This window comes from Sphingopyxis sp. (assembly GCF_051861155.1).
Classification (GTDB): Bacteria; Pseudomonadota; Alphaproteobacteria; order Sphingomonadales; family Sphingomonadaceae; genus Sphingopyxis.
In genome coordinates this window covers 120141-144582 of the sequence record NZ_JBHYDE010000004.1, presented here as the reverse complement: position 1 = coordinate 144582, position 24442 = coordinate 120141, and the positions used below count along the sequence as shown (strand labels likewise).

Here is a 24442-nt window from a genome sequence, read left to right as displayed (position 1 = left end):
GCAATCCAGGGCGGTTACCGCACACTCTGGATCGCCGCGTCGCCTTCGGCTCCTCGCAATGACGAGGGAGGGTTGGTAGCGCCCCCATCAATCCTCCAACACCCAGGTATCTTTGGTGCCGCCGCCCTGGCTCGAATTCACCACCAGCGATCCCCTGGTCATCGCGACGCGGGTCAACCCGCCCGGCGTGATCGTGATCCCCTGCGGCGACATCAGCACGAACGGCCGCAGATCGACGTGGCGCGGTGCCAATCCCTTTTTGGTAAAGATCGGTACGGTCGACAGCGACAGCGTCGGCTGCGCGATATAATTGCTCGGGTTCGCCTCCAGCTTGGCGCGGAACGCCGCGAGTTCCTTCTTGCTCGCGGCGGGGCCGACCAGCATGCCGTAACCGCCCGATCCGTGGACTTCCTTGACCACCAGTTCGGGCAAGCGGTCGAGCACTTCGCGCAGGTGATCGGGTTCCGAACAGCGCCAGGTCGGCACATTGGGCAGCAGCGCCTTTTCGCCCGTGTAGAATTCGATGATGTCGGGCATGTAGCTGTACAGCGCCTTGTCGTCGGCGATCCCGGTGCCCGGCGCGTTGGCGATGGTGATGCCCCCGGCGCGATAGACGTCCCAGATGCCCGGCACCCCCAGCATCGAATCGGAACGAAAGTTCAGTGGGTCGAGGAAATCATCGTCAACGCGGCGATAGATGACGTCGATCGCCTTATACCCCTGCGTCGTGCGCATCGCGACGCGCCCGTCGACGACGCGCAGGTCGTGTCCCTCGACCAGCTCGGCGCCCATATGGTCCGCCAGGAAGCTGTGTTCGTAATAGGCGCTGTTGTGGATGCCCGGGGTCAGCACCGCGACCGTCGGCGTCCCGCCGCACGCCGGCGGCGCGCAGGCGGAGAGCGATTTCAAGAGATTGATCGGATAATCGCTGACCTCGCGCACCGGCACTTTCGCGAACAGCTCGGGAAACATCTGGAGCATCGTTTCGCGGTTTTCGAGCATGTACGACACCCCCGACGGGGTACGCGCGTTATCCTCGAGCACGTAAAATTCATTGGCGCCGGTGCGCACGATGTCGGTGCCGCTGATATGGGTATAGATGCCGCCCGGCGGGTCGAGCCCCATCATCATCGGCAGGAACGCCGCATTCCCCGCGATCAATTCGGTCGGCACCCGCCCGGCGCGTAGAATCTCCTGCCGGTGATAGATGTCATGGAGGAAGGCGTTGAGTGCCCGCACCCGCTGTTCGATGCCCCGCGACAGGCGGCGCCATTCGCTGGCCGAAATGATCCGCGGCACGACGTCGAAAGGGATCAGCCGTTCGTCGCCGTCGGCGGCGCCATAGACGTTGAAGGTGATCCCGGTGGTACGGAACAGCGCCTCGGCCTGCACCGCCTTGTGCTGGATGCGCGCCGCATCCTCGGCCGCGAACCACCCGCAATATTCGCGATAGGGCGACCGGGTCTCGCCATCCTGGCTGTTCATTTCATCGAAAAAGGAAATGCGTCCGCCCTTTCCACGCAACATGCCGCCCGTTGCCGCGCCCCCGATGCTTTGGGCGTGCGCGGCGCTTTTTCATTCCAGCTGCTGCGTCGCCCGCCGGCTACATGGCCACCAAGCTTATGCCGGAATGCTAGCACCGCCGCACGGGAAGGCAAGAGCGCAAGAAAGCGTTAGAAACCAAACAGCAGGCGGATCGCGACGAAGCCGACGAGCAAGGCGGTCAGCCGCCGGATCAGCGTCGCGGGGCCGCTCTTCACCGCAAGCTGGGTGCCGATCGCGCCGCCGATCAACACCGCGACCAGCAACGGCCAGTGGCTGGCGACGGCGCCGACCATCGCGTCACCCTTGCCCTTGATCAACTGGCCGGTCAGCCCGAACAGGCTGTTAACGAGGATGAAGAGGCTCGCGGTCGCCGCCACTGACCGTTCCTCGGCCCAGCGGATCAGGTGCAGGATCGGTGCCAGAAAAATGCCGCCGCCAATGCCGACCACCCCAGCAAGATAGCCGAGCGCCGCCGCGATCGGCAGCAGGAACATCGGTCGCAGTTTGACCGGCCGGGCGGTCTGCGGCTGGACCAGCAGCGCCAGCGCCGACGCGAGCAGCGACAGGCCGAGCAGCGTGACCAGCACTCCCTGCTTCACCGGAGTCAGCCCGCCCATAAAGGCGAGCGGCGCCGCGACGGCGACGAGCGGCAGCGCCTTTGCCCACGGCATCACTCCGGCGCGCGCAAAGCGGATCGTCCCGCCGCTGACGACGATGACGTTACACGCCAGGCTGATCGCCGGGACGAGCCCGACCGCGACGCCGCCGAGCAGCAGCAGCGCGGTGTAAGTCGATCCGCCGCCAAACCCGACCGCGGCATAGAGCAACGCAGTAAAACCAAAGGCAATCGCCAGCCCAGTCATGAAATCCCCCTTGTTTGCTCGGGCAAGCCATATACACGTGAATATAGATTCGCCAAACCAAAGGACCGATCGCCATGCCGCCACGCCGCGCCCCGCTCGCCTTGCTGATCGCCGCCGCAGCACCGGTGAACGCCGCCGAACCGATGACCGCGCCGTGCGCCGCGCCGGCCGACCTCGGCGCCACTCCGCTAGCGGCGTGGACGCTGCCCGAAAATGATGCCGTGGCCGCCGTCACAGTGGGCAGGCCGGTGACGCTGGCGCTGCACAATGGCGCGGCGTCGCGGTCGCTCCGCATCGCCGAAGCGGGGCGTTATGGCGTTGCCGCCGATACCAAGGTCTGGATCGATGTCGCCGCGAACGCCATGCCGCTCGCGTCGGTCGAACACGGCCATGGCCCCGCCTGTTCGGGCATCCGCAAAATCGTTTGGTTCACCTTGTCGGCGGGGATTTATGAGCTGGCGTTATCGAAAGCCGAGCGCGCCAGCGTGCGGTTACTGGTCGTCCGGGCGCCCTGACCGGAGCGCGGCGATAATCGGCGCCGCCGCCTTGGCCGTCGCCGCGGCCGCCGCCGCATCGCTGGCACGATACGCCGCCAGCACCGCGCGCGCTGGATCGCTCAGCTGCGCCCCTGCGCCCGGCCTGGTCTCGACGAGCGGCACGTTGAAACAGCGGTTCATTTCCTCGACCAACAACCAGGCGCGGCGATAGCTCATGCCCAGCAGGCGTGCCGCCGCCGAGATCGAACCCGCGGCGTCGATCGCATCGAGCAGATCGGCCTTGCCCGGCCCCATCGCGATGGCATCGCCAAGCCGGATCCGCAGCCGCAGCTCGACCCGGCCGGCGTCCGCCATCAGATCTGGCCGTGGCAATGCTTATACTTGCGGCCCGATCCGCAGGGGCACGGCGCGTTGCGGCTGATGTCGAGTGCCGCATAAGGATTCTCGCCCTCGGGCATATCAGGGCGCGGCGCCTGCATCGGCGGCAGCGTGTTGGCAATCACCCCCAGTTCGCCGCCATCGATGTCGCCGCTATTGTCCTCGCCGGTGAACGGGTCGAGGTGGGTGGTCAGGAAATCGGGCAGGTCGGGGAGCGGCATCGGCTCGGGCTCATCAAAGCGCAGGTCGATGCGCGCAACGGTGCGCGTCACATCTTCGCGGATGTTCGACAACATGCGTTCAAACAGCGCGAACGCTTCCTGCTTATATTCGTTGATCGGCTGTTTCTGGGCATAGGCGCGCAGGAACACCACCTGACGCAGCGCGTCGAGCGTGGCGAGATGTTCTTTCCAATGATGGTCGAGCGTCTGGAGCAGCACCGATTTTTCGATGCCCTTCCACGTATCCTGATCGACCAGTGCCGCCTTTTCGGCCGCAACCGCATCGGCCTGCGCCTGGATGCGCTCTTCAAAGATTTCGGGATCGACCGCGTCTTCCTGCATCCAGTCGTCGATCGGCGGCGACAGGTCGAGGATGTTGGCGACGCGCTCCTTCATCTGTTCGATGTCCCATTGCTCGGGATAGCTGCCCGGCGGGCAGGCGTCGGCAACGATCGCATTGACCGTCTCGGCGCGCATCGCGACCATCACCTCGTCGACGGTCTCGCTGTCGATGATCTCGCCGCGCTGTTCATAGATCACCTTGCGCTGGTCGTTCATGACGTTGTCATATTCGACGACCTGCTTGCGGATGTCGTAGTTGCGCGCCTCGACCTTTTTCTGTGCGGTCTCGATCGCCTTCGACAGCCATTTCGATCCGATCGCCTCGCCGTCCTCCAGATTCTTGTTCATCATCTTGGAAAACAGCGTGTCGGGGCCGAAGATGCGCAGCAAATCATCGTCGAGGCAGAGGTAGAATTTCGACAGGCCCGGGTCGCCCTGGCGTCCCGAACGGCCGCGCAGCTGGTTGTCGATGCGGCGGCTTTCGTGGCGTTCGGTGGCGAGCACGAACAGCCCGCCCGCGGCCTTCACCGCTTCGCGCTCGGCGGCGACTTCGGCGTGGATCCGCGCGATCGCGGCCTCGCGCTCGGCGCCTTCGGACATATCCTTCAACTCGTCGTCGACGCGGAATTCTTCGTTGCCGCCCAATTTGATGTCGGTGCCGCGGCCCGCCATGTTGGTCGCGATGGTGACCGCGCCGGTGCGCCCCGCCTGCGCCACGATGTGCGCCTCGCTTTCGTGGAAACGCGCATTCAAAACGCTGTGCGCGACGCCTTCTTTTTCGAGGTAGGAGGACAACAGCTCGGATTTTTCGATCGACACGGTGCCGACCAGCACCGGCTGGCCGCGCTCGTTCGCTTCGCGGATCGTCTTGGCGATCGCGCCGAACTTGTCGGTGATATTCTTGTAGAATTCATCCTCGTCGTCGATGCGCGCGATCGGGCGATTGGTCGGGATGTTGACGACATTCATCTTGTAGATGTCGAAAAATTCCGCCGCCTCGGTCGCCGCGGTGCCGGTCATCCCCGACAGCTTGGGATACATGCGGAAATAATTCTGGAAGGTGATCGACGCCAGCGTCTGGTTCTCGGGCTCGATTTGCACGCCTTCTTTGGCTTCGACCGCCTGGTGCAGACCGTCGGACCAGCGGCGCCCGTCCATCATGCGGCCGGTGAACTCGTCGATGATAACGACCTTGCCGTCCTTGACGATATAATCGGTGTCGATGCGGAACATCTGGATCGCCTTCAGCGCCTGATTGACGTGATGGACGACCTGGGTGTTCTCGATGTCATAAAGGTTGCTGCCCTGAAGCAGCCCGGCTTCCTCGAGCAGCCGTTCGACATGCTCGGTGCCGTCTTCGGTCAGGTTGATCGACTTCGACTTTTCGTCCTTCTCATAATCCTCGTCGACCAGCTGAAGGACGATCGCGTTGACGCGGATATACAGCTCGGACTTGTCGTCGGTCGGGCCCGAAATAATCAGCGGGGTGCGCGCCTCGTCGATCAGGATTGAATCGACCTCGTCGACGATCGCGAAATTGAAGGTGCGATGGACCATCTGCTGACGGTCGAACTTCATATTGTCGCGCAGATAATCGAACCCCAGCTCGTTGTTCGTCGCATAGGTGATGTCGCAGCCATAGGCTTCGCGGCGCTGCAATTCATTGAGGTTGGGGACGATGATCCCGGTGGTTAGCCCCAGGAAACCATAGACCTGCCCCATCCATTCGGCGTCGCGGCGGGCGAGGTAATCGTTGACGGTGACGACATGCACGCCCTTGCCTTCGAGCGCGTTGAGATAGGCGGCGAGCGTCGCGACCAGCGTCTTGCCCTCGCCCGTCCCCATTTCGGCGATCTCGCCGCGGTGCATGACGATGCCGCCGATCATCTGGACGTCGAAATGGCGCATGCCGAGCGTGCGGACAGCGGCTTCGCGCACCGTCGCAAAGGCTTCGGGCAGGATGTCGTCGAGCGTCTCACCGGCGTCGAGCCGGTCGCGGAACGCCTGCGTCTGCGCCTGCAACGCGGTGTCGTCCAGCGCCTGCATTGCGGGTTCAAAGGCATTGATCTTGTCGACGATCTTGCGGATCGAGGCGACATAACGGTCGTTGGACGAGCCGAACAGGCTCTTGGCGAGGCCAGAAAACATCTAGGATTCCTTGGAATATGAATGAAAGGGCGGCGCGGGCGCCGCAACAATGTGCAAAACCCCATTGCGGGGCGGCGCCTGAAAAACAGGACGCTAAGGCATCGCTCTATTCGAGCGCGCGGTCGCTGCCGGTGAGCAGGCCGGGAAGATGCGTCGGCGGCGCCTTGCGCGGCTTACGGCACGCACAACCGCCGCTGCTCCGCCGGGTCGGTGTCGTCGTGGTCGGGCGGCGTTCGCTATCGCTGACTTCGGCCTGGCCCGCGGTTTCGGCAAGCAGGACCAGCGCGCCCATCGCCGCCGGAACGGCAGGCGCGGCAACCGCCCGGTCGGCGGTCGCCAGGCCGGTCAGCAATGCCAAAAGGGTCAGCAATAACCGCAAGAATCGCCCCTGTCGTCGTCCGGAGCCCAAGATATTGCGCCCCGTTTCCTGAACATAGGGTGAAACTGGGGCGGCGTCTAGGGGGTGGCGAGCGGTCTCACGATCCAACGCCCCTCAACCCAACGCCGGGTTCAGCTCCCTGACCTCGATCAGGAAACTCTTCGGCTTCTTGAACAATTTGCTCTGGCGGTTGACCTTGAGCCCGACAATCTCAGCCAGCTCCATCACGAAATGCACGCAATTGCGTTTGTTCAAACTATAACTCGGCTGTTCGCGGTCGCGCCACTCGGCGACCTTCGCCATCAGCCGCGCATAGGTCGCGTCGTCGACGATCACGTCGAACTGGCGATCGCTCTTGGCGATATAGTCGGGCTTTGACGATTCCACATGGCCCTTCACCGATCCGAACAGGATCGCGGGGCTGACCGACGTCGCGGTGAAGCCGTAATTCGCATCAACCGCCTCCCCCGTCGCGTCGAGCTTGCCCTTCAGCACGATGAACGCGTGCGGGAAACGGTCGCCGAAATCATGGCTGTAAAAGCTCACGACCACCTCGGCGCGCGCCGGGACGGCGAGTCCGGCGCACAGCATCAGCAACGACAGGAAGATCAGGCGCAGGCCGCGGGTCATCGCCGCCTCTTAGCCAGCGGTCCGCCATCTTGCCAAGCCGTCATTGCCGCTTGACGCACACGTCAACTTGGCATCTTGTCGCACTGACATGAATGTAAGGAGGGGCTGGATGGCACGGAAGGCGATTTTCATCACCGGCGGCGGGTCGGGCATCGGCCGCGCGGTCGCGCGCCATTTTGCCGGACAGGGCTGGTTCGTCGGCATCGCCGACGTCAACCGCGCCGGGATCGACGAAACCGCCGCGCTGCTTCCCGAAGGCGCATCGTCGCGCCACGTCATGGACGTGCGCGACCGCGACCAGTGGGCCGCGGCGCTCGGCGAATTTGCCAGGGCCAGCGGCGGGCGGCTCGACGTGCTGTTCAACAACGCCGGGATCGGTACCGGCGGCCAGTTCGCCGACATGCCGCCCGCCGAAGCCGATCGGCTGATCGCGATCAATTTCGGCGGCGTCGTCAACGGCATCTATGCCGCTTTGCCCTTGCTCAGGGCGACGTCGGGATCGGCGATCCTGAACACCGGATCGGCGTCGGGATTTTACGGCGTCGCCGGGCTTGCCATTTACTCGGCGACCAAATTCGCGGTGCGCGGATTGACCGAGGCGCTCGAAATCGAGTTCGCCAAACATGGCATCAAGGTCCGCTCGCTGATGCCGGGCTTCATTGACACTCCGCTGCTCGATCAGGTCAGCGCCGACAGCAACGAACCGGCGCGTGACCGCCTGTCGCAAAGCGGGTTGGAGATCGTCCCGGTCGAACGCGTCGCCGAAGCGGCGTGGGCAGCGGTTCACGGCGACAAGGTTCATGTAACGGTTGGCAAGATGGCGAAGCGGCTGGCGCGGCTGGCGCGCTGGTTCCCCGGGCTGATCATGCGCCAGTCGAAGAAAATCGACGGGCTGGGCACGGCGAGGCAGTAAGCGCCCTGCCGCCGGAGGTCCGCTTTGGGGTAGGGAGCGGACAATTCCATCTTCGATTATCGCGGGCCGGGGCCGCGATCCTGTCGGCGTGTACACCGGGCCAGCATGCCAAAGTTCAGGAAAGTTCAGCCCATTGCAGCGCCCGGTTTGTCGTGTGCGGTGGACAGAGGGCGGCCAGATCTTGGCCGCGCCCGGAATCCGGGCGGCGACCGATTTTTCCTACAAATTGAAAGAGCTGAGATGAAGGCTGGCACAGCCGAAAAATGTAGGAAAGCGTTTTTTTGAGCGGCGGATGGCAGCTTTGAGGTGGGGAGCGGACGCCTCTGCTATAATCTGTTCCCCGGCGAACGCCGGGGCCCAGAGCGGTATATAGCCGGCGTCGCGTTATGACGCCCTGGACCCCGGCTTTCGCCGGGGAACGGCAGCTTTCGGTCGATAACGGCCCGAACCCACCATTCCAACGTCTGACAAAAGACTATTTCTTCACCGCCCCGCATTGCACCGACCCATTGCCGACATTGCGCACCGTGCACACCGGCTTGCCGAGCACGACGGTCTTGCCGACGCCGCGCGCGGTTACCGCGGCGGTCTTGACCGCGTGCAGCATGTGGTCGCCCGCGCCTTCGCCGTCAAAGGTCAGCGCATCGACCGCTAGCGCGCCCGCGTCGAACAGGCCGGCGCCCGACAGCGTCATCTGCGCCTGTTTCGCGGCGCCGCCCAGGGTCATCGTGCCGTTGCCGATCATCGTAATCGACAGCCGATCGGTCGCGATCGCGCCGACCGAAAGCGTCCCGGGGCCGCGCAGGCCGACGGTGACGCGCGTTCCCTTCATCCGGTCGATGCGCAGCGATCCGGCGCCGCCCATCGTCGCGGATCGCAGGTTCGCGGCGTTGATGCGGATCGTCACCGCGCCGCGCGGCGCCCGGCGATCCGCGTCGCCCGCAAACTGGCGCTGGCCGATCACCAGCCGCCCGTCGCGCGCGTCGATGGTCAGCCGGTCGAGCGCGTCCTGCGGCCCTGTCGCGACCGCGCCGACCGGCGCGCGCGTCGTCACTTCGATCGCATAATCGGCATTGACCTCGATCGCCTCGAAACTGGTCAGGCCGAACCGCTTTTCGGCGGCCGCCGCGGGGGAGATGGCGAGCAAGGCGACGGCCGCAACCGCGGCGCTTCGGATAGCAAGGGTCATGGTGCCGCCATACCGCTTTGCGGCAGGCGGCACCAGCACCGCGTCACTGGCAGGTGACCGAACCCGATCCCATCTGGCGCGAGGAACATTTCGCGCCGCCGCCCAGCGTCACGTCGCCCGACCCCATGATGCTGACCTCGGCCGTGCCGGTCGCCTGCGCCTCGACATTGCCCGATCCGGTGACCGACACTTCGAGCGTCTGCGCAACCAGCCCGTCGGCATCGATGTCGCCCGATCCGGTGACGCTATATTCGCCTGCGCCGACCGTGCCGCCGCCGATCTCGATATCGCCCGATCCCGACACGCTGATGTCGGCGCGCTTGCCGGTGAGTTTCGCGATCTTGAGGTCGCCCGAACCGGTGACCACCGCCTCGACCGCATCGCCGTCGACGCTGTCGGCGGCGATCGTTCCCGAGCCGGTCAGGCGCACCCCGTTAAGCCGGGGCATGGTGATGGTGATTTCGACATCGTCATCGTCGCGGCTCGAAAAACTGAAGCCTTCGCGCTTGCGCCCGATCGAGAGCGTCGGCCCATCGGCTTCGATCTCGAGCCGGTCGAGGATTGCCTGCGGTCCCTTGGCGCTGATCGCAAAGGCATCGCCCTGGCGAATTGTGACATCGTCGGGGCCGGCAACCTTGACCTCGGTAAAACCGGTCAGCGCATAGCTTTTGGTCGTGACCGGACCCGCGTCGGCCGACCGCGTCGCCTCGCCCTTGCCCGCCGACTCGCCGTCCTTATGGTCGGCGCCGTTGCACGCGGTGACGGTCATCGCCAAAGCCAGCGGCAACACCGCCATCGTCCAGTTACGCATCGCAAATCTCCTTCGTGTGTTATCGACATAACACACAGAAGATTCGCTGTCCAGCGATGCTACCAGCGCAGCAGCGGCGCCAGCAGCGCCCGGCCCGCAATCCCCGACAGCGCGACCGCCAGCCCGTGCCACAGCGCGATATGGATCATGTCATTCGACGCACAATGCAGCGCGACAATCGTCGCCCCGGCGGCGCCCGCCGCGATGCCGATTACCCAGCCGGCGCGCGTCGGCGATGTCGGCGCCCCGCCCTTCAGCCAGGCGAACAGCGCGGCGCCGACGCCAAGACCCGCGAACACGCCCTGCACCAGACAGTGCATCCCGTTTTCGGGGTGCGCCGCTTCCATCGCCGCATGACCATCGCCAAACGCCATGACGAGCGCGGAAAAGGGCAGCGCCAGCGCCGCCAGCCCCGCCCAGCGCCAACCGCTGTAATCGCGGCCGACGCCTGGCAATCCCATCCGCAGCGCGCTCCACGCCGCGGCAAAACCCAGCGCGACGATCAACCAAAAGGCCAGCAGCGGCAGCGGCGGCATCATCGCACCGTCGGCGAGATCGTGCCGCGGGCCGACAAGCCACAGCAGCATTGCCGCGCCGACGAACCAGCCGCCCGCGACCCACAAAGACCCGCGCGCGACGCGGCGCGGGCGCACGGGTTCGAGTTCGCCCGCCAAGTCGTCGATCAGCGTATCGATCGATGCTTCGGTCATGTCATTCGCTCTCAATCAGTTGCGCCAGCTTCTTAAGCCCGCGATGGATATTCACCTTCACCAGCGACTCGCTTTGCCCGCAAATCTGCGATGCTTCGGCGATCGAGGCACCTTCGATCTTGACCAGCGTAATCGCCTGCGCCTGTCCGGCTGGAAGCAGGGTGAGCATGCGGTCGAGGCTGAGGCGAGCGTGGACGACCTCGTCCTCGGCCCCGACCGCCGCGTCGCCCTCGCCCAGTTCGACCTCGTCGCGCTGGCGGCGCAACATGTCGATCCAGCGATAGCGCGCGATCGCCGCCAGCCAGGGCAGGAACGGCCGGCTGTTGTCCCAGGTCGCAAGCTTGCGGTGCATCGAAACCAGGGTTTCCTGCACCAGATCGTCGATCTGATGCGGCGCGATGCGGCGCGCGAAATAACGCGCCAGCCACTGGCGCGAATCGTTCAGCAACGCGCGATAGGCGGCGCGGTCGCCGCGCTGCGATGCTGCCATCAACCGCGCCAGCGAGGGTTCGTCGATGCTCATCTGCGCCGCAGCCTAGCAATGATCGTGTCGAGCGAGAACAGCCCGCCGCCGCGCACGATCAAGATCGCCGCCATCGCGGCCCACAATGAATGCACCGGCCACCAGGCATCGGGAAACACGAAGATCTGGATCACCAGCGTCATCACCAGCAAAGCCGCAGCCGACAGCCGCGTGGCGAGGCCGAGGAGGAGCAGGATCGGGAACAGATGCTCGGCGTAGGTGGTCAGCGGCACCGCGATAACCGGATCGAGCGGCAGGCCGGAAAATTCCGATGCGAACAGATCATATTGCGCCGGGTCGATTTGCAGCAGGCCGCCCTCGACCACTTTGGTCTGTCCCGATCGCCAGAACACGCCGGCGAGCGCGAGACGCAGCAGCAGTAGCGCCATGGCTTCGGGAATGCGGCCCGCCGCCAGCGCAACCGCGCGATCATAAAATGATATTATCCGCTTCATCGCTCAAACCCTCTCGAACGCCCCGGCGGCGATCAGCGCCGCGACGGCGGCACCGCCTTCGGGATGTCTTTCGGCGAGATGCGCGATGAGGTTACCGAGCGGCGTCATTTCGCTCGCCATATCCAGCGCCGCCACGTCCGCGGGGTCGATCGCCAGCAGCCGCACCTCAGCATCGGGCCGCGTGATGAGCAGCGCGCGGACGTCGCGCGCCAAGCCGGGATCGAGCAGCGGCGCGGCAGGGCGCGTCAACGCCACCACGCGCACCGCCGGACGGCGCCGCACGGCAAGGCTCAGCAGTGCCGTTTCGTCCAGCCCGGCCAGATCGGCGAGCATAAGCGCCGCGGCATCGGCGGCATGATAGCATTCGAGCCACGCCCATTCGGCGCGCGCCAGATCGGCCGCGAGCGGATCGGCGAGCCAGTCCGGAAAGCCCGCGCCGATCCGCGCCAGCGGCCGCCCCTGCGCGCCGCCGACATCCAGAAAGGCCCGCGAAACCCGGTTGAATTCGGCCGCGCCCAGATGGTCACGGATGCGGGGAAATGTGTCTTCGAGCGCAACCAGCCGCGCGTGCGAGATGGTGTTGGCATGCACCCGCAGCCCGCGCAGCACCGCGGCGCCATCGCCGGCAAATAATGTGGCAGGCAGATGGTCGGGGCCGCGCAGCAGCGCCGCGGCGATCGCCGCCTGCCCTTCACGCATCGACCGGCTCGCGCACCAGCAGCGCGTCGGCCTTGGCCACTTCGGCCATCAGCGTCGCATAATCGGGAACATCGCTGTCCCATTCGACCAGCACCGGCTTCGCCCCGGTGCGGCGGAGAAAGGCCGCGAGCAAATCCCAGCAGCTTTGCCGCACCGCCGACCCATGGTCGTCGATCGCGATCGTGCCGCCGATGTCGTCATCCTTGCGGCTATGCCCAGCGACATGCACTTCGCCGACCCGCGCCGGATCAAAGGCCGCGACCCACGGCGCCGGATCGCGGCCGAGGTTGAACGCCGACACCTCGACATTGTTGATGTCGAGCAGGAGTCCGCATCCGGCGCGGCGGCATAGTTCGTGGAGGAAGTCGACCTCGTCCCAGTCGTCGCCGGTATAAGCGAGATAGCGCGAGGGGTTTTCGATCAGCATCGGCCGCCGCAGCCGATCCTGCACGCGCCCGACTTCGCAGACGAAATGATCGAGCGCCGCATGGCTGTAAGGGATGGGCAGCAGGTCGGGGAATTTGTCGTCCGGGCCGTTGCTCCAGCTAAGGTGATCCGACACCATCGCCGGTTCATAACGGTCGCAGAGCGCCGCGAGCGATTCCAACTCGCCATCATCAACACCCGACGCCGATCCCAGCGACAGCCCGACCGAATGGAAGCTCAGCGGAACATGCGCCGCGATCGCGGTCAGCCAGCGATGCGGAGGCCCGCCTGCGCCGAAGTAATTTTGGGGGTGTACTTCGGCCCAGGCGGGCGGGGCACCCCGCTCCGCCGCCGCCAGCACGTCGGCATAATGTTCGGGCTTCAGCCCGAACCCGGCGCGTTGCGGCAAGTCACGGAGCGGGTGGGGGGACATGGGGCTCAGCGCTTTTTGGCGACCGGCTTGGCGTTGCCCTTGTGCGCGGCCAGCGTGCCGCCCATCTTTTCACAGCTGCCCTTGGCGACATGCTTCCAGGCGTTGCCCTGGTAATCGACGGTCGAGGTGCCGGCGCAGCTGGTGCCAGGACCGGCAGCGCAATCATTCTTGCCCTTCAGCGACACGCCATAGCATTTTTCCTTGGCGCCATCGGCAGCGGCGGCGGGCACCGCGACCGCACCGGCGGCCATGGCGAGGATTGCCGAGGCGGCGAGCGACAGTTTCAGGCTATTCGACATAATGGATACTCCCGTGGAATGGATGATGCGGGGGATGGCATCGACAGGAGTTTCGCGGGCAACCACCCGAAGGTTACGTCGGCCGCCGACGGGCGGCGCCATTTTGTCGCCACCTTCGGCGCGCAGGGGCAGTTTTTTACGATTTCGACCGGAAAGCAGACTATGAGCGTAGCGTTTCGCCGCGAAGGCGACGACGAGCATAAGGAACCCGAATTCGAGCTGCCCATCGCGGTCGGCCCGAACTGGGTGACGCCGCGCGGGCTGCGCCTGCTCGGCGAAGCGGTCGCGCAGATCGAGGCCGAGATTGCGGGAACCACCGACGCGGAAGCGCGCAAAAAATTGCAGCGCCGCCTGCGCTATTTCCACACCCGCCAGTCGACCGCGGAGGTCCAGGCGCCGCCCGCGGATGGCGGCATCGGCGTAGGCAGCCGCGTGACGTACCGGCTGAACAAGGCAGAGAAGCGGATCACCATCGTCGGCGGTGACGAGGCCGAACCGACGCTTGGGTCGATCGCCTTTTCCGCCCCGCTCGCCCGCGCGCTGATGGGCGCCGAAGCCGGTGAGAGCGTCGAATATCAGGACCGCGAGGATGCGATCGCGATCCTCGCCGTCGAAACCGATCCGGAGACGCAGGCATGAAGGACAAGTTCGAACGCCACAAACAGCCGTGGACTCCGGCCGAAATCGACAAGCTCCACACGCTCGCGAAAAAGGGCATGGCGCTGAAGGCCATCGCAAAGGCACTGACGCGCAGCGAGGAATCGGTGAAGGTCCGCGCCAAGGCCGACGGCCTGTCGATTGCGAAGCTGCACTGATTATGCTCGGGACTGAAGCGCCTCCTTCTCTTGTCTGTCATCCCGGCGAAGGCCGGGATCTCACCGGTGCGCCTGAATGCGAGGTCGAGATCCCGGCCTTCGCCGGGATGACGATTCAAACAAATATGATCGCGCGTCTGACCGCATGACGGCCACCGAATTCGACGCCATCGTGCTGGGTGCCGGCGCGGCCGGGCTGATGTGCGCCGCGGTCGCGGGGCAGCGCGGGCGGCGCGTGCTGCTGCTCGACCATGCCGATCAGGTGGGCAAGAAAATCCTGATTTCGGGCGGCGGACGCTGCAATTTTACCAATGTGAACACCGCGCCCGACCGCTTCCTGTCGGCCAACCCGCATTTCGCGAAATCGGCGCTGGCCCGCTACACCCCCGCCGATTTCATCGCACTCGTCGAGCGTTACGGCGTCGCCTATCACGAAAAAACCCTCGGCCAGCTGTTCTGCGACGGGTCGGCGAAACAGATCGTCGCGATGCTGCTCGCGGAATGCGCCAAGGGCGGTGTCGATGTGCGCACCGGCCAGCCGGTAGCCGACGTCACCCATGCCGACGGCAAATTCGGCGTCGGGTTCGGCGACCAGCGTTTCGCAGCCCCGGCGCTGGTGATCGCGACCGGCGGCCCATCGATCCCGCAAATGGGCGCCACCGGCTTCGCCTATGACCTCGCGCGCCAGTTCGGATTGAAGGTCGTCGAACCGCGCCCGGCGCTCGTCCCGCTGACCCTCGGCGGCGACGATGTGCTGTTCCGCACCTTGTCGGGCATCGCCGCGCCGGTCGAGGCGCGCGCGGGCAAGGCGGCGTTTCGTGAGGCGGCCCTCTTCACCCACAAAGGGCTTTCGGGGCCGGCCATTCTGCAAGTCAGCAGCTATTGGCGCCACGGCGAGCCGGTCACGATCGACCTGCTGCCGGCTGCGCCGCAAGGCTGGCTGACGGACGCCAAACGCAGCCGCCCGCGCATCACCCTGCGCGCCGCGCTCGCCGCGCTGCTGCCCGACCGCCTTGCCGAAACGCTCGCCGAGCGCCTTGCGCTGCCCGGCGAACTTGGCGCCCAGACCGACCGCAAACTCGCCGACGCCGAATCGCGCCTCGGCAATTGGATATTCCGCCCCAACGGTACCGAAGGCTTCGCCAAAGCCGAGGTCACCGTCGGCGGAATCTCGACTGCAAACCTATCCTCGCAAACAATGATGGCCAAAACCGTCGCAAACCTCTATGCGGTCGGCGAGGCCGTAGATGTCACAGGGTGGTTAGGCGGCTATAATTTTCAATGGGCATGGGCCAGCGGTGTTGCCGCCGGCCAGGTGATTTAAGCCCATTGAGCCCCTTTTCTGTCGGCCTGTCACCGCACCGGTGACCGCCTATGCTATTGAGATAACAATGTCTTTCGAAAATCTTTCTCCCGTCCTTTCGGACGCCCTTACTGCGCGCGGCTATGAAGCGCTCACCCCCGTCCAATCGCAAGTCAGCGAGGATCAGGCCAAGGGCCGCGACCTGCTCGTCTCGGCGCAGACCGGTTCGGGCAAGACCGTCGCCTTCGGCCTCGCGATGGGCGATGAGCTGATCGAGGACGGCCGCCTGCCGTTCGCGACCTCGCCGCTCGCGCTGATCATCGCCCCTACCCGCGAACTCGCGCTGCAGGTCAGCCGCGAACTCAGCTGGCTTTACGCCAAGGCCGGCGCGCGCATCGCAACCTGTGTCGGCGGCATGGACGCCAGCAAGGAACGCCGCGCCCTCGGTCAGGGCGTGCAGATCGTCGTCGGCACCCCCGGGCGCCTGCGCGATCACCTCGAACGCGGCGCGCTCGACCTTACCGCGCTCCGCGTAGCCGTCCTCGACGAGGCCGACGAAATGCTCGACATGGGCTTTCGCGACGATTTGGAAGAAATCCTCGACGGCACCCCGGCGACGCGACGCACGCTTCTCTTCTCGGCGACGCTCCCGAAGCCGATCGTCCAGCTCGCCAAGCGCTACCAGCAGGATGCGCTGCGCATCTCGACCGTCGGCGAAGACCGCGGTCATGGCGACATCGCCTATCAGGCAGTGACGGTCGCCCCCGCCGACATCGAAGGCGCGGTCGTCAATCTGCTCCGCCTGCACGACGCCGAGACCGCGATGCTGTTCTGCGCGACGCGTGACAATGTCCGCCGCCTGCACGCCAGCTTGGTCGAGCGCGGCTTCGCTGCGGTCGCCCTGTCGGGCGAGCATAGCCAGAATGAGCGCAACGCCGCGCTGCAGGCGCTGCGCGACCGCCGCGCCAAGGTCTGCGTCGCGACCGACGTCGCCGCGCGCGGCATCGATCTGCCGACGCTCAGCCTTGTCATCCACGTCGAAATCCCCCGCGATGCCGAAGCGCTCCAGCACCGTTCAGGCCGCACCGGCCGCGCGGGCAAAAAGGGCACCGCGGTCATCATCGTCCCCTATCCGCGCCGCCGCCGCGTCGACGGCATGCTGCGCGGGGCGCGCATCGAGGCCGAATGGATGGACGCGCCGACCGCCGCCGATGTGCGCAAGCGCGATCAGGAACGGCTGATGGAGAAATTGCTTACGCCCGTCGAGCATGAGCCCGAGGATCTGGAACTCGCGCAGCGCCTGATGGCCGAGCGCTCGCCCGAGGACATCGCCGCGTCGCTGGTGCAGGCGCACCGCGCGCTGATGCCGCCGCCCGAGGATCTGCTCGACAACAGCCCGCGCGGTCGCGACGCCGCCGGTCGCCCCGAGCGCGGCGAGCGCTTCGAACGTCCGGAACGCGGTGGCGATCACCGCGAAGGGTTCGAGGACAGCGTCTGGTTCCGCCTCAACATCGGCCGTCACCAGAATGCCGACCCGCGCTGGATTCTGCCTTTGCTGTGTCGCCGCGGCCATGTCAGCAAGAACGAGATCGGCGCGATCCGCATCGGCCCCAAGGAAACGATGTTCAATATACCGCGTGGCATAGCCGATCGCTTTGCCGAGGCGGTGGTGCGCAGTGCCAACGCCGATGGCGAGGACGACAGCGGCGTGTCGATCACCCCCGCGCCCGACGGCCCGACCTATCCCCCGCGCCGCGACAAGAGCCCGCGCGACAACGCGCCGCGCAGCACGCTTGGCCGCGCGCCCGGCGGCGACCGCGGTTTCGGCGACCGTGCGGGTCCGCGCGGCCCCCGTGGCCCGGGCGGCAACACCGAACGCTACAAGCCCAAGCCCTACGGCCAGCGCAGCCCGCGCCGTCCGTCGAAGTAAGCGGTCATCAGCAACTCGTCATTGCGAGCGTAGCGAAGCAATCCAGAGCGGCCCTGCACCGCTCTAGATTGCCGCGTTGCCTTCGGCTCCTCGCAATGACGCGGATGATGACCGACTTGCCCTTGCGTCCTGCCGCCCGGCCCACCAGATGGAACGGACAGCAGGAGACAGGCGCATGCAAGCGACCCAAGCCTTTATCGAAAGTCAGGGTGGACCCGAGGTTATCGACTGGCGCGAGGTGAGGCTGGGCGAGCCCGGCCCCGGCCAGGTGCTGCTGCGCCAGAGCGCGATCGGGCTCAATTACATCGACATCTATCACCGCGACGGCACCTATCCGGTGCAATTGCCCGGCGGGCTCGGGCTCGAATCCGCGGGTGAAGTCGTCGCCGTTGGCGAAGGCGTCCACGGCTTCCGGCCCGGCGACCGCGCCGCGACCTTTGGTCCCGAACGCACCGCCTATGCCAGCGCGCGGCTGGTCGGCGCGGCGTCGCTGTTCAAGCTGCCCGCGACGATCGACGACGACACCGCCGCGGCGGCGCTGCTCAAGGCGTGCACCGTCGAAATGCTGGTCGAGCGTTGCGCCAGGGTCGAAGCAGGTTCGACCGTGCTCGTTCATGCCGCAGCCGGCGGGGTCGGGCTGATCCTCGTCCAATGGCTGAAGGCGATCGGCGCGACGGTGATCGGCACGGTCAGCACCGAGGCGAAGGCGCACGCAGTACGCGAAGCCGGCGCCGACCATGTGCTGATGTACAAGAGCGACGACGTCGCGGCGCATGTCCGCGAAATCACCGATGGTCAGGGCGCTGCGGTGACCTTCGACGGCATCGGCATGGCGACGTGGGACGTGTCGCTCAAAGCCACCGCGCGGCGCGGCCTGATCGTCAGCTATGGCAACGCCGGTGGGCCGGTCACCGGGGTCAACCTGGGCGTCCTGGCGCAACACGGCTCGCAGTTCGTGACGCGCCCGACGCTGTTCGACTATTATCTCCACGCCAGCGAACGCGCCGCCGGCGCGGCGCGGGTGTTTGAGATGATCGAAAGCGGCGCGGTCAAGATCAAGGTCGGGCAGCGATACGGTTTGCAGGATGCAGCGAGAGCGCATGCCGATCTGGAAGCGGGGCGGACGACGGGGTCGACGTTGCTGATTCCCGAGCAGGATTAAACCCCTCCCGCCCGCGAGAGGGGCAGCGAGCCAAGCTCGCAAGTCTCGCTAGTCGCAGCGGGGAGGGTTCAGCAACGTTACATGCCCTCCCCGACCCCTCCCTAAAGGGAGGGGAGAAACTATGCCTTAAATCGTTCCGCATGCCACGCCACGTGCTCGGCCAAAAAGGTCGAGATGAAATAATAGCTGTGGTCATACCCCGGCTGCATGCGGATTTTGGCCTTTTGCCCCGCGCGCTCGCACGCCTCGACCAGCAGGTGGGTCTTCAATTGCTCGGCCAGGAAATTATCGGCCTCGCCCTGATCGACGAGCAGATCGGCCACTCGCGCGCCGCTCGCGATCAACGCGCATGCGTCGTACACCGCCCATGTTTCGCGATTGGCGCCGAGATAGTTCGACAGCGCCTTTTCGCCCCATGGACATTGCAACGGCGCGACGATCGGCGAGAAGGCCGACACCGAGCGAAAGCGATCGGGCGTCCGCAGCGCGACGGTCAGCGCGCCATGACCGCCCATCGAATGGCCGGTAATCCCCTGCCGCGTCATATCAGCGGCGGCAAATTCGCGCAGGATCAGCGACGGCAGCTCGTCCTCGATGTAAGATCGCATCCGGTAATTCGCCGCCCACGGTGCCTCGGTCGCATCGACATAAAAACCCGCGCCCAGCCCGAAATCCCACGCCGCGTCGGGATCGTCGGGAACGCCCTCGCCGCGCGGACTGGTATCGGGCGCGACGAAGATGATTCCGTGTTCAGCGCAGGCGGCGCGATACTCGCCCTTTTCCATCACATTGGCATGCGTACAGGTCAGACCCGACAGGTACCAGAGCACCGGCAGCTTTGTACCCGGCGCATGATCGGGGACAAAGACCGCAAAGGTCATGTCGGTGCCGGTGCTGCTGCTGGCGTGCCGATAGACGCCTTGCGTGCCGCCATGGCTGCGAACGGTGGAGAGGGTTTCGAGGGTCATGGATTGTCCTGCACGGGGATGGGGGCGACCACCGGGTCATGCCCCCAATGACGCAGCAGGTCCAGTATCGCGCCGCCCGCCAGCCCGAGCGTCGCGGTATTGCGCAGCGGGTGGACGTTGACCCGGTCGGCGGCGGCCAGCCCGTCGTCGATCACCACGGTGATGCTGCCCGGCGCCGCGTTGATCATCGCCAGCGGGGTCACCGATCCCGGCGTGATGCCGATCAAGCGCGCCATGTCGTCGGCCTTGCCGAAGCTGATCCGCTGGCTGCCGATCGCGCCGGGAAGCGCTTTCAGGTCGACGCGAGCTTCCGACGGCACGGTGACCAGCCAATATGCGCCGCGCTTGTCCTTCAGGAACAGATTCTTGGTATGCGCACCGGGAATCGCTGCGTTGACCGCGTCGCTTTCGGCCACGGTGAACACCGCTTCATGCTCGTGCGCGGCAAAGCGGATGGCGAGCCGATCCAGGTCCGCCAGCAGTCCCGCTTCGCCGCGCATCGTCAAAATTCAGCGATCGCTTACAGGCGCTTCAGCGCACACAGCTTGTTGCCGTCGGGGTCGCGCAGATAGGCGAGGTAGAGCTGGCCAAAGCTGCCTTCGCGGATGCCCGGCGGGTCTTCGATGCTGGTGCCACCGTTCTCGATGCCGGCCTTGTGCCACGCATCGGCCTGCTCCGGCCCCTCCATCGCAAAGCCGATGGTGCAGCCATTGCCGACCGTCGCCGGCTGGCCGTCGATCGGCGCCCCGACCAGGAACAGCCCGCCGTTATGCATATAGATCAGGCGGCCTTTGTCGTCCTGGATGCCCGCTTTGCCGCCGATCGCCTGAAACGTCGCGTCGTAGAATTTCTTCGATTTTTCAATGTCATTGCTGCCAATCATATTGTGGCTGTACATCGCCTGCGCTCCTCTGGTTTTGGTTGCGAATCGATACCTATACCCTTCGGCGAGCTAGCGGAAGACCACGGTTTTGCGGCCGTCGATCAACACCCGCTGTTCGGCGACCCAGCGCACGGCCTTGGCCAGCACCTGCGCCTCGACGTCGCGGCCGATGCGGATCAGGTCGTCGACGCTGTCGCGGTGATCGACGCGCTCGACCGCCTGTTCGATGATCGGGCCTTCGTCGAGGTCGCTGGTGACGAAATGCGCGGTCGCGCCGATCAGCTTGACCCCGCGTTCCTGCGCGCGGTGATAGGGTTTGGCACCCTTGAACCCCGGCAGGAAGCTGTGGTGGATATTGATGCAGCGGCCCGCCAGTTTCCCTGACAATTCCTGCGACAGTACCTGCATGTAGCGCGCCAGCACCAGATAATCGGCGCCGCTGCGCGCCATCAGGTCGACGATCTGCGCCTCTTGCTCAGCGCGATTGGCGTCGCTCACCGGGAAATGGTGGAACGGCACGCCGTGCCATTCGCTGAGGCGCCGCTGATGCTCGTGGTTCGACACCACCGCCACGATGTCGATTGCCAGATTGCCCGTCGACCAGCGATGGAGCAGGTCGTTGAGGCAATGGCTGCCTTGCGACACGGCGATCACGAAACGCGGTTTCGCTGCGCTGTCGCTGATCCGCGCGTCCATCGCGAAACGCTCGACGATCGGCGCGAACGCCGCCTGCACCCCCGCCAGTCCTTCGGGAAAGCGCGCGCCCGCACCGCGGAATTCGACGCGCATGAAGAAACGCCCCGAATCGAGGTCGGCATATTGCTGACTGTCGAGGATGAATCCGTCGCGCTCCGCGAGCAGCCCCGTGACCGCCGCGACGATGCCCACCGCATCGACGCAGCTGAAGGTCAGCACATAGGCGGGTCCGTTCTCGCCGGTCATGTCAGCCCGATATCTTGTGCGTAGCGCACAGCTTGTTGCCCGCCGGGTCGCGCAGATAGGCGAGATAGACGACACGCCCCTCGGTCGCGTGACGAATGCCCGGCGGATCCTCCGCCGTTATTCCGCCGTTCGCGACCCCCGCCGCGTGCCACGCGTCGACCGCGTCGGTCGAAGGCGCGAGGAAACCCAGCGTATGCCCGTTGCCGCAAGCCGCCGCTTCGCCGTTGACTGGGTGCGTGACGATCAGACGCCCACCCGCGTGCATATAGATCAGACGCCCGCGTTCGTCGATCACGCCCTCGGTCGCGCCGAGCACGCCCAGAACCGCGTCGTAGAACCGCTTGCTCACCGAAATGTCGTTCGACCCCAGCGCCACATGGCTGAACATGTCGTCTCCTCCCGTCAGTAAACGACGACGCTGCGGATGCTTGTCCCCGCGTGCATCAGGTCGAACCCCTTGTTGATCTCTTCCAACCCCATGACATGGGTGATCATCGGGTCGATCTCGATCTTGCCGGTCATGTACATGTCGACAATCTTCGGCACGTCGGTGCGGCCCTTGGCGCCGCCGAACGCGGTGCCGCGCCAGTTGCGGCCGGTGACCAACTGAAAGGGCCGTGTCGCAATCTCCTTGCCCGCCTCGGCGACGCCGATGATGATCGAGGTGCCCCAGCCGCGATGGCAGGCTTCGAGCGCGGTGCGCATCACCTCGGTATTGCCCGTGGCGTCGAAGGTATAGTCGGCGCCGCCGTCGGTGAGCTGGACGATCGCGGCGACGACCTCCTCGCGGCTCATGCCCTTGGTGTTGAGGAAGTCGGTCATGCCGAACTTGCGGCCCCATTCTTCGCGGTCCGGGTTGATGTCGACGCCGATGATCTTGTTGGCGCCTGCGAGCCGCGCGCCCTGGAGCACGTTGAGCCCGATCCCGCCGAGCCCGAACACCACCACATTGTCGCCGACCTGGACCTTGGCCGTGTTGGTCACCGCGCCCACCCCGGTGGTCACGCCGCAGCCGATATAGCACGCGCTCTGGAACGGCGCGTCCTCGCGAATTTTCGCGACCGCGATCTCGGGCAGCACGGTGAAGTTCGAGAAGGTCGAGCAACCCATATAATGGAAGATCGGCTGGCCCTTGTACGAAAAGCGCGTCGTGCCGTCGGGCATCAGCCCCTGGCCCTGCGTGGCGCGGATCGCGGTGCAGAGGTTGGTCTTGCCCGACAGGCAGCTTTTGCACTGGCGGCATTCGGGGGTGTAAAGCGGGATCACATGATCGCCGGGCTTCACGCTGGTGACGCCCGCGCCGACTTCGCGCACGATACCCGCGCCTTCATGGCCGAGCACACTCGGAAAAATGCCCTCGCTGTCGAAGCCGTCGAGCGTGTAGGCGTCGGTGTGGCAGATGCCCGTCGCCATGATCTCGACCAGCACCTCGCCCGCCTTCGGGCCTTCCAAATCGAGTTCGACGATTTCGAGCGGCTTCTTCGCTTCGAACGCAACGGCGGCGCGGGTCTTCATGGGCGGTCTCCTTCTCGCCCGGCTATCAGCACTCCACGACGCTGACCGCAAGACCCCCCTTCGATGTTTCCTTATATTTGTCGCGCATGTCGCGGCCGGTTTGCAGCATCGTCGCGATCACCGTGTCGAGGCTGACGACATGCGTGCCGTCGCCGATCATCGCGATGCGGCTCGCGTCGATCGCCTTGATCGCGCCCATTGCGTTGCGCTCGATGCACGGAATCTGCACCAGCCCGCCAATGGGATCGCAGGTGAGGCCGAGGTTATGCTCCATGCCGATCTCGGCGGCATTTTCGACCTGCGCGTTGGTGCCGCCCAGCGCCGCGGTCAGCCCCGCCGCCGCCATCGAACAGGCGACGCCGACCTCGCCCTGGCAGCCGACTTCGGCGCCCGAGATGCTGGCGTTGCGCTTGTAGAGCGCACCGACCGCCCCAGCGGCGAGCAGGAAGGTGCGAACCCCCGCGTCGTCGCCGCGATAGCCGCGCCGGTAAAAACGGATCACCGCCGGGATGATCCCCGCCGCGCCGTTGGTCGGCGCGGTGACGACCTTGCCGCCCGCGGCGTTTTCCTCGTTCACCGCCATCGCCCACAGGTTGATCCAGTCCATCATCGCCAGCGGATCGATCAGGTTGGTTTCGTGGCGGTTGCGGATGTCGGCGGCGATCTGCGGTGCGCGGCGCTTGACCTTGAGCCCGCCGGGCAGGATCCCCGTGCTGCAACAGCCCGCGTCGATCGACGCATCCATCGCGCCCGCGATCGCGTCGAGCCCCGCCTCGACCTCGGCCAATGGGCGATGGACGAGTTCGTTTTCGAGCATCATTTCGGCGAAGCTCTTGCCCGACGCCACGCCCATGCTCAGCAGGTCGGCGCCCGAGGTGAAGGCGAAGGGCAGGCTCACTTCGTCCTCCGCGCCGCGGCTGTTGCGCCCTGCCTCATCCTCGTCGACGACAAAGCCGCCGCCGATCGAGAAATACATCCGCTTCGCGACGATCTCACCGTCGGCATCGCGCGCGGTGAAACTCACGGCGTTGCTGTGAAAGGGTTGGCGCTGGCGCATCTGGAAATGCAGGTCGCGCGCCGGCTGAAAGCGGACGCGCTGGCGGCCGAGCAGATAGAGGAAGCCCTCGCTGGTCGCGCGGTCCCAATGAGCGCGGATCGCGGCGAGGCTGGTGCTGGCGGGGATTTCGCCAGCGAGACCGGCGACGATGGCGGTATCGGCGGCGTGACCCTTACCCGTCAGCGCGAGCGAGCCGTAGAGGTCGGCCTCGACATGCACGGTTCGGTCAAGCCACTGCTGCTCGCCGAGCCAGACGGTGAAGCGGCGCGCCGCGACCATCGGCCCGACGGTGTGCGAGCTGGAGGGTCCGACGCCTATTTTGAAGAGTTCGAAGAGGCTGATCGTCATGGCGGCGCCTATAGAGGCGGCGCCGCCATGACGATAGATACCAGTTCAAATTTCCCTT

At 65.7% G+C, this 24442-nt stretch carries 28 protein-coding genes; 7 read left to right on the top strand and 21 right to left on the bottom strand.

All coding sequences use genetic code 11. From position 1 onward, the window contains the following. Positions 1-87: 87 nt before the first annotated feature. Both ACTIFP_RS08895 and ACTIFP_RS08890 read right to left on the bottom strand, forming a co-directional pair. The gene (locus tag ACTIFP_RS08895; RefSeq protein WP_439568357.1) at positions 88-1485 is read right to left on the bottom strand and encodes a circularly permuted type 2 ATP-grasp protein; all 1398 of its coding nucleotides are present in this window, start codon (positions 1483-1485) and stop codon (positions 88-90) included. A 188-nt stretch (positions 1486-1673) separates the two neighbouring features. Next, positions 1674-2408 (bottom strand): sulfite exporter TauE/SafE family protein, encoded by a 735-nt coding sequence (locus ACTIFP_RS08890; RefSeq protein WP_439568356.1) that lies wholly within the window; start codon positions 2406-2408, stop codon positions 1674-1676. A gap of 74 nt (positions 2409-2482) precedes the next feature. Here ACTIFP_RS08890 and ACTIFP_RS08885 point away from each other — a divergent pair, with 74 nt between their 5' ends. Next, positions 2483-2923: a hypothetical protein gene (locus ACTIFP_RS08885; protein WP_439568355.1), complete on the top strand. Its 441-nt coding sequence runs from the start codon at positions 2483-2485 to the stop codon at positions 2921-2923. On the opposite strand, the gene ACTIFP_RS08880 is transcribed toward ACTIFP_RS08885, so the two are convergent. The 4 genes from ACTIFP_RS08880 to ACTIFP_RS08865 form a co-directional block, all read right to left on the bottom strand. Further along, positions 2900-3259 carry a winged helix-turn-helix domain-containing protein gene (locus ACTIFP_RS08880; RefSeq protein ID WP_439568354.1) on the bottom strand — a complete coding sequence of 120 codons (360 nt, stop codon included), beginning with the start codon at positions 3257-3259 and terminating at the stop codon, positions 2900-2902. The genes ACTIFP_RS08885 and ACTIFP_RS08880 overlap by 24 nt on opposite strands. Further along, positions 3259-5994, bottom strand: a complete 2736-nt coding sequence (secA, locus tag ACTIFP_RS08875; protein ID WP_439568353.1) for a preprotein translocase subunit SecA — start codon at positions 5992-5994, stop codon at positions 3259-3261. The genes ACTIFP_RS08880 and secA overlap by 1 nt, the downstream gene beginning before the upstream one ends. A gap of 106 nt (positions 5995-6100) precedes the next feature. Continuing rightward, the gene (locus ACTIFP_RS08870) at positions 6101-6352 is read right to left on the bottom strand and encodes a hypothetical protein (protein WP_439568352.1); all 252 of its coding nucleotides are present in this window, start codon (positions 6350-6352) and stop codon (positions 6101-6103) included. A gap of 135 nt (positions 6353-6487) precedes the next feature. Further along, positions 6488-7003: a hypothetical protein gene (locus ACTIFP_RS08865; RefSeq protein WP_439568351.1), complete on the bottom strand. Its 516-nt coding sequence runs from the start codon at positions 7001-7003 to the stop codon at positions 6488-6490. A 109-nt stretch (positions 7004-7112) separates the two neighbouring features. Between ACTIFP_RS08865 and ACTIFP_RS08860 the strand changes: the two genes are divergently transcribed. Then, positions 7113-7916, top strand: a complete 804-nt coding sequence (locus ACTIFP_RS08860) for an SDR family oxidoreductase (RefSeq protein ID WP_439568350.1) — start codon at positions 7113-7115, stop codon at positions 7914-7916. A 475-nt stretch (positions 7917-8391) separates the two neighbouring features. Here the strand turns inward: ACTIFP_RS08860 and ACTIFP_RS08855 are convergent, their stop codons facing one another. From ACTIFP_RS08855 to ACTIFP_RS08820, 8 genes are read right to left on the bottom strand one after another with little or no spacing between them, the layout of a single operon-like run. Further along, the gene (locus ACTIFP_RS08855; protein ID WP_439568349.1) at positions 8392-9105 is read right to left on the bottom strand and encodes a head GIN domain-containing protein; all 714 of its coding nucleotides are present in this window, start codon (positions 9103-9105) and stop codon (positions 8392-8394) included. Positions 9106-9148: 43 nt separating this feature from the next. Then, on the bottom strand, positions 9149-9916 hold the full coding sequence (locus ACTIFP_RS08850; protein ID WP_439568348.1) for a head GIN domain-containing protein: 768 nt from the start codon (positions 9914-9916) through the stop codon (positions 9149-9151). Positions 9917-9975: 59 nt separating this feature from the next. Next, positions 9976-10626: an NrsF family protein gene (locus ACTIFP_RS08845; RefSeq protein ID WP_439568347.1), complete on the bottom strand. Its 651-nt coding sequence runs from the start codon at positions 10624-10626 to the stop codon at positions 9976-9978. A gap of 1 nt (position 10627) precedes the next feature. Next, entirely contained in the window at positions 10628-11149 is a 522-nt protein-coding gene (locus tag ACTIFP_RS08840) for a sigma-70 family RNA polymerase sigma factor (protein WP_439568346.1), read from the bottom strand. After that, entirely contained in the window at positions 11146-11604 is a 459-nt protein-coding gene (locus ACTIFP_RS08835) for a DoxX family protein (protein WP_439568345.1), read from the bottom strand. The genes ACTIFP_RS08840 and ACTIFP_RS08835 overlap by 4 nt, the downstream gene beginning before the upstream one ends. Before the next feature lie 3 nt (positions 11605-11607). Beyond that, the gene (locus ACTIFP_RS08830) at positions 11608-12303 is read right to left on the bottom strand and encodes an HvfC/BufC family peptide modification chaperone (RefSeq protein WP_439568344.1); all 696 of its coding nucleotides are present in this window, start codon (positions 12301-12303) and stop codon (positions 11608-11610) included. Then, positions 12296-13162, bottom strand: coding sequence for an MNIO family bufferin maturase (gene bufB / locus ACTIFP_RS08825; RefSeq protein WP_439568343.1), 867 nt, complete (start codon positions 13160-13162; stop codon positions 12296-12298). The genes ACTIFP_RS08830 and bufB overlap by 8 nt, the downstream gene beginning before the upstream one ends. Positions 13163-13167: 5 nt before the next feature. Beyond that, positions 13168-13461 carry a BufA1 family periplasmic bufferin-type metallophore gene (locus ACTIFP_RS08820; protein ID WP_439568342.1) on the bottom strand — a complete coding sequence of 98 codons (294 nt, stop codon included), beginning with the start codon at positions 13459-13461 and terminating at the stop codon, positions 13168-13170. A 162-nt stretch (positions 13462-13623) separates the two neighbouring features. Here ACTIFP_RS08820 and ACTIFP_RS08815 point away from each other — a divergent pair, with 162 nt between their 5' ends. From ACTIFP_RS08815 to ACTIFP_RS08795, 5 genes are all read left to right on the top strand, one after another. Continuing rightward, positions 13624-14100, top strand: coding sequence for a GreA/GreB family elongation factor (locus ACTIFP_RS08815; RefSeq protein WP_439568566.1), 477 nt, complete (start codon positions 13624-13626; stop codon positions 14098-14100). Continuing rightward, positions 14097-14276 (top strand): hypothetical protein, encoded by a 180-nt coding sequence (locus tag ACTIFP_RS08810; RefSeq protein WP_062177561.1) that lies wholly within the window; start codon positions 14097-14099, stop codon positions 14274-14276. Before ACTIFP_RS08815 ends, ACTIFP_RS08810 begins: the two co-directional genes overlap by 4 nt. 145 nt (positions 14277-14421) lie before the next feature. Further along, positions 14422-15600 carry an NAD(P)/FAD-dependent oxidoreductase gene (locus ACTIFP_RS08805; protein ID WP_439568341.1) on the top strand — a complete coding sequence of 393 codons (1179 nt, stop codon included), beginning with the start codon at positions 14422-14424 and terminating at the stop codon, positions 15598-15600. A 67-nt stretch (positions 15601-15667) separates the two neighbouring features. Beyond that, positions 15668-17509, top strand: a complete 1842-nt coding sequence (locus ACTIFP_RS08800) for a DEAD/DEAH box helicase (protein ID WP_439568340.1) — start codon at positions 15668-15670, stop codon at positions 17507-17509. A gap of 175 nt (positions 17510-17684) precedes the next feature. Next, on the top strand, positions 17685-18671 hold the full coding sequence (locus tag ACTIFP_RS08795; protein ID WP_439568339.1) for a quinone oxidoreductase family protein: 987 nt from the start codon (positions 17685-17687) through the stop codon (positions 18669-18671). A gap of 119 nt (positions 18672-18790) precedes the next feature. On the opposite strand, the gene fghA is transcribed toward ACTIFP_RS08795, so the two are convergent. Genes fghA through ACTIFP_RS08760 form a run of 7 tightly spaced genes read right to left on the bottom strand, consistent with a single transcriptional unit; the run spans position 18791 to position 24384 of the window. Then, positions 18791-19639 carry an S-formylglutathione hydrolase gene (gene fghA, locus ACTIFP_RS08790; protein ID WP_439568338.1) on the bottom strand — a complete coding sequence of 283 codons (849 nt, stop codon included), beginning with the start codon at positions 19637-19639 and terminating at the stop codon, positions 18791-18793. Next, the gene (locus ACTIFP_RS08785; RefSeq protein ID WP_439568337.1) at positions 19636-20139 is read right to left on the bottom strand and encodes a prolyl-tRNA synthetase associated domain-containing protein; all 504 of its coding nucleotides are present in this window, start codon (positions 20137-20139) and stop codon (positions 19636-19638) included. The genes fghA and ACTIFP_RS08785 overlap by 4 nt, the downstream gene beginning before the upstream one ends. 20 nt (positions 20140-20159) lie before the next feature. Continuing rightward, on the bottom strand, positions 20160-20537 hold the full coding sequence (locus ACTIFP_RS08780; RefSeq protein WP_439568336.1) for a VOC family protein: 378 nt from the start codon (positions 20535-20537) through the stop codon (positions 20160-20162). Positions 20538-20591: 54 nt separating this feature from the next. Continuing rightward, a complete protein-coding gene (gene purU / locus ACTIFP_RS08775) occupies positions 20592-21464 on the bottom strand; it encodes a formyltetrahydrofolate deformylase (RefSeq protein ID WP_439568335.1) in 873 nt (290 codons plus the stop codon). Between the two features lies 1 nt (position 21465). Then, the gene (locus tag ACTIFP_RS08770; protein WP_439568334.1) at positions 21466-21852 is read right to left on the bottom strand and encodes a VOC family protein; all 387 of its coding nucleotides are present in this window, start codon (positions 21850-21852) and stop codon (positions 21466-21468) included. A 14-nt stretch (positions 21853-21866) separates the two neighbouring features. Further along, complete coding sequence (locus ACTIFP_RS08765; protein WP_439568333.1) at positions 21867-22979, bottom strand: S-(hydroxymethyl)glutathione dehydrogenase/class III alcohol dehydrogenase; 1113 nt, start codon at positions 22977-22979, stop codon at positions 21867-21869. 25 nt (positions 22980-23004) lie between these two features. Then, positions 23005-24384 carry an L-serine ammonia-lyase gene (locus ACTIFP_RS08760; RefSeq protein ID WP_439568332.1) on the bottom strand — a complete coding sequence of 460 codons (1380 nt, stop codon included), beginning with the start codon at positions 24382-24384 and terminating at the stop codon, positions 23005-23007. Positions 24385-24442 lie beyond the last annotated feature (58 nt).

Bases quoted from the DNA above. Each gene is read 5' to 3' on its own strand.
- ACTIFP_RS08895 (WP_439568357.1), bottom strand. From the start codon at position 1,485: ATGAACAGCCAGGATGGCGAGACCCGGTCGCCCTATCGCGAATATTGC.
- ACTIFP_RS08890 (WP_439568356.1), bottom strand. From the start codon at position 2,408: ATGACTGGGCTGGCGATTGCCTTTGGTTTTACTGCGTTGCTCTATGCC.
- ACTIFP_RS08885 (WP_439568355.1), top strand. From the start codon at position 2,483: ATGCCGCCACGCCGCGCCCCGCTCGCCTTGCTGATCGCCGCCGCAGCA.
- ACTIFP_RS08880 (WP_439568354.1), bottom strand. From the start codon at position 3,259: ATGGCGGACGCCGGCCGGGTCGAGCTGCGGCTGCGGATCCGGCTTGGC.
- secA (WP_439568353.1), bottom strand. From the start codon at position 5,994: ATGTTTTCTGGCCTCGCCAAGAGCCTGTTCGGCTCGTCCAACGACCGT.
- ACTIFP_RS08865 (WP_439568351.1), bottom strand. From the start codon at position 7,003: ATGACCCGCGGCCTGCGCCTGATCTTCCTGTCGTTGCTGATGCTGTGC.
- ACTIFP_RS08860 (WP_439568350.1), top strand. From the start codon at position 7,113: ATGGCACGGAAGGCGATTTTCATCACCGGCGGCGGGTCGGGCATCGGC.
- ACTIFP_RS08855 (WP_439568349.1), bottom strand. From the start codon at position 9,105: ATGACCCTTGCTATCCGAAGCGCCGCGGTTGCGGCCGTCGCCTTGCTC.
- ACTIFP_RS08850 (WP_439568348.1), bottom strand. From the start codon at position 9,916: ATGCGTAACTGGACGATGGCGGTGTTGCCGCTGGCTTTGGCGATGACC.
- ACTIFP_RS08845 (WP_439568347.1), bottom strand. From the start codon at position 10,626: ATGACCGAAGCATCGATCGATACGCTGATCGACGACTTGGCGGGCGAA.
- ACTIFP_RS08840 (WP_439568346.1), bottom strand. From the start codon at position 11,149: ATGAGCATCGACGAACCCTCGCTGGCGCGGTTGATGGCAGCATCGCAG.
- ACTIFP_RS08835 (WP_439568345.1), bottom strand. From the start codon at position 11,604: ATGAAGCGGATAATATCATTTTATGATCGCGCGGTTGCGCTGGCGGCG.
- ACTIFP_RS08830 (WP_439568344.1), bottom strand. From the start codon at position 12,303: ATGCGTGAAGGGCAGGCGGCGATCGCCGCGGCGCTGCTGCGCGGCCCC.
- bufB (WP_439568343.1), bottom strand. From the start codon at position 13,162: ATGTCCCCCCACCCGCTCCGTGACTTGCCGCAACGCGCCGGGTTCGGG.
- ACTIFP_RS08820 (WP_439568342.1), bottom strand. From the start codon at position 13,461: ATGTCGAATAGCCTGAAACTGTCGCTCGCCGCCTCGGCAATCCTCGCC.
- ACTIFP_RS08815 (WP_439568566.1), top strand. From the start codon at position 13,624: ATGAGCGTAGCGTTTCGCCGCGAAGGCGACGACGAGCATAAGGAACCC.
- ACTIFP_RS08810 (WP_062177561.1), top strand. From the start codon at position 14,097: ATGAAGGACAAGTTCGAACGCCACAAACAGCCGTGGACTCCGGCCGAA.
- ACTIFP_RS08805 (WP_439568341.1), top strand. From the start codon at position 14,422: ATGACGGCCACCGAATTCGACGCCATCGTGCTGGGTGCCGGCGCGGCC.
- ACTIFP_RS08800 (WP_439568340.1), top strand. From the start codon at position 15,668: ATGTCTTTCGAAAATCTTTCTCCCGTCCTTTCGGACGCCCTTACTGCG.
- ACTIFP_RS08795 (WP_439568339.1), top strand. From the start codon at position 17,685: ATGCAAGCGACCCAAGCCTTTATCGAAAGTCAGGGTGGACCCGAGGTT.
- fghA (WP_439568338.1), bottom strand. From the start codon at position 19,639: ATGACCCTCGAAACCCTCTCCACCGTTCGCAGCCATGGCGGCACGCAA.
- ACTIFP_RS08785 (WP_439568337.1), bottom strand. From the start codon at position 20,139: ATGCGCGGCGAAGCGGGACTGCTGGCGGACCTGGATCGGCTCGCCATC.
- ACTIFP_RS08780 (WP_439568336.1), bottom strand. From the start codon at position 20,537: ATGTACAGCCACAATATGATTGGCAGCAATGACATTGAAAAATCGAAG.
- purU (WP_439568335.1), bottom strand. From the start codon at position 21,464: ATGACCGGCGAGAACGGACCCGCCTATGTGCTGACCTTCAGCTGCGTC.
- ACTIFP_RS08770 (WP_439568334.1), bottom strand. From the start codon at position 21,852: ATGTTCAGCCATGTGGCGCTGGGGTCGAACGACATTTCGGTGAGCAAG.
- ACTIFP_RS08765 (WP_439568333.1), bottom strand. From the start codon at position 22,979: ATGAAGACCCGCGCCGCCGTTGCGTTCGAAGCGAAGAAGCCGCTCGAA.
- ACTIFP_RS08760 (WP_439568332.1), bottom strand. From the start codon at position 24,384: ATGACGATCAGCCTCTTCGAACTCTTCAAAATAGGCGTCGGACCCTCC.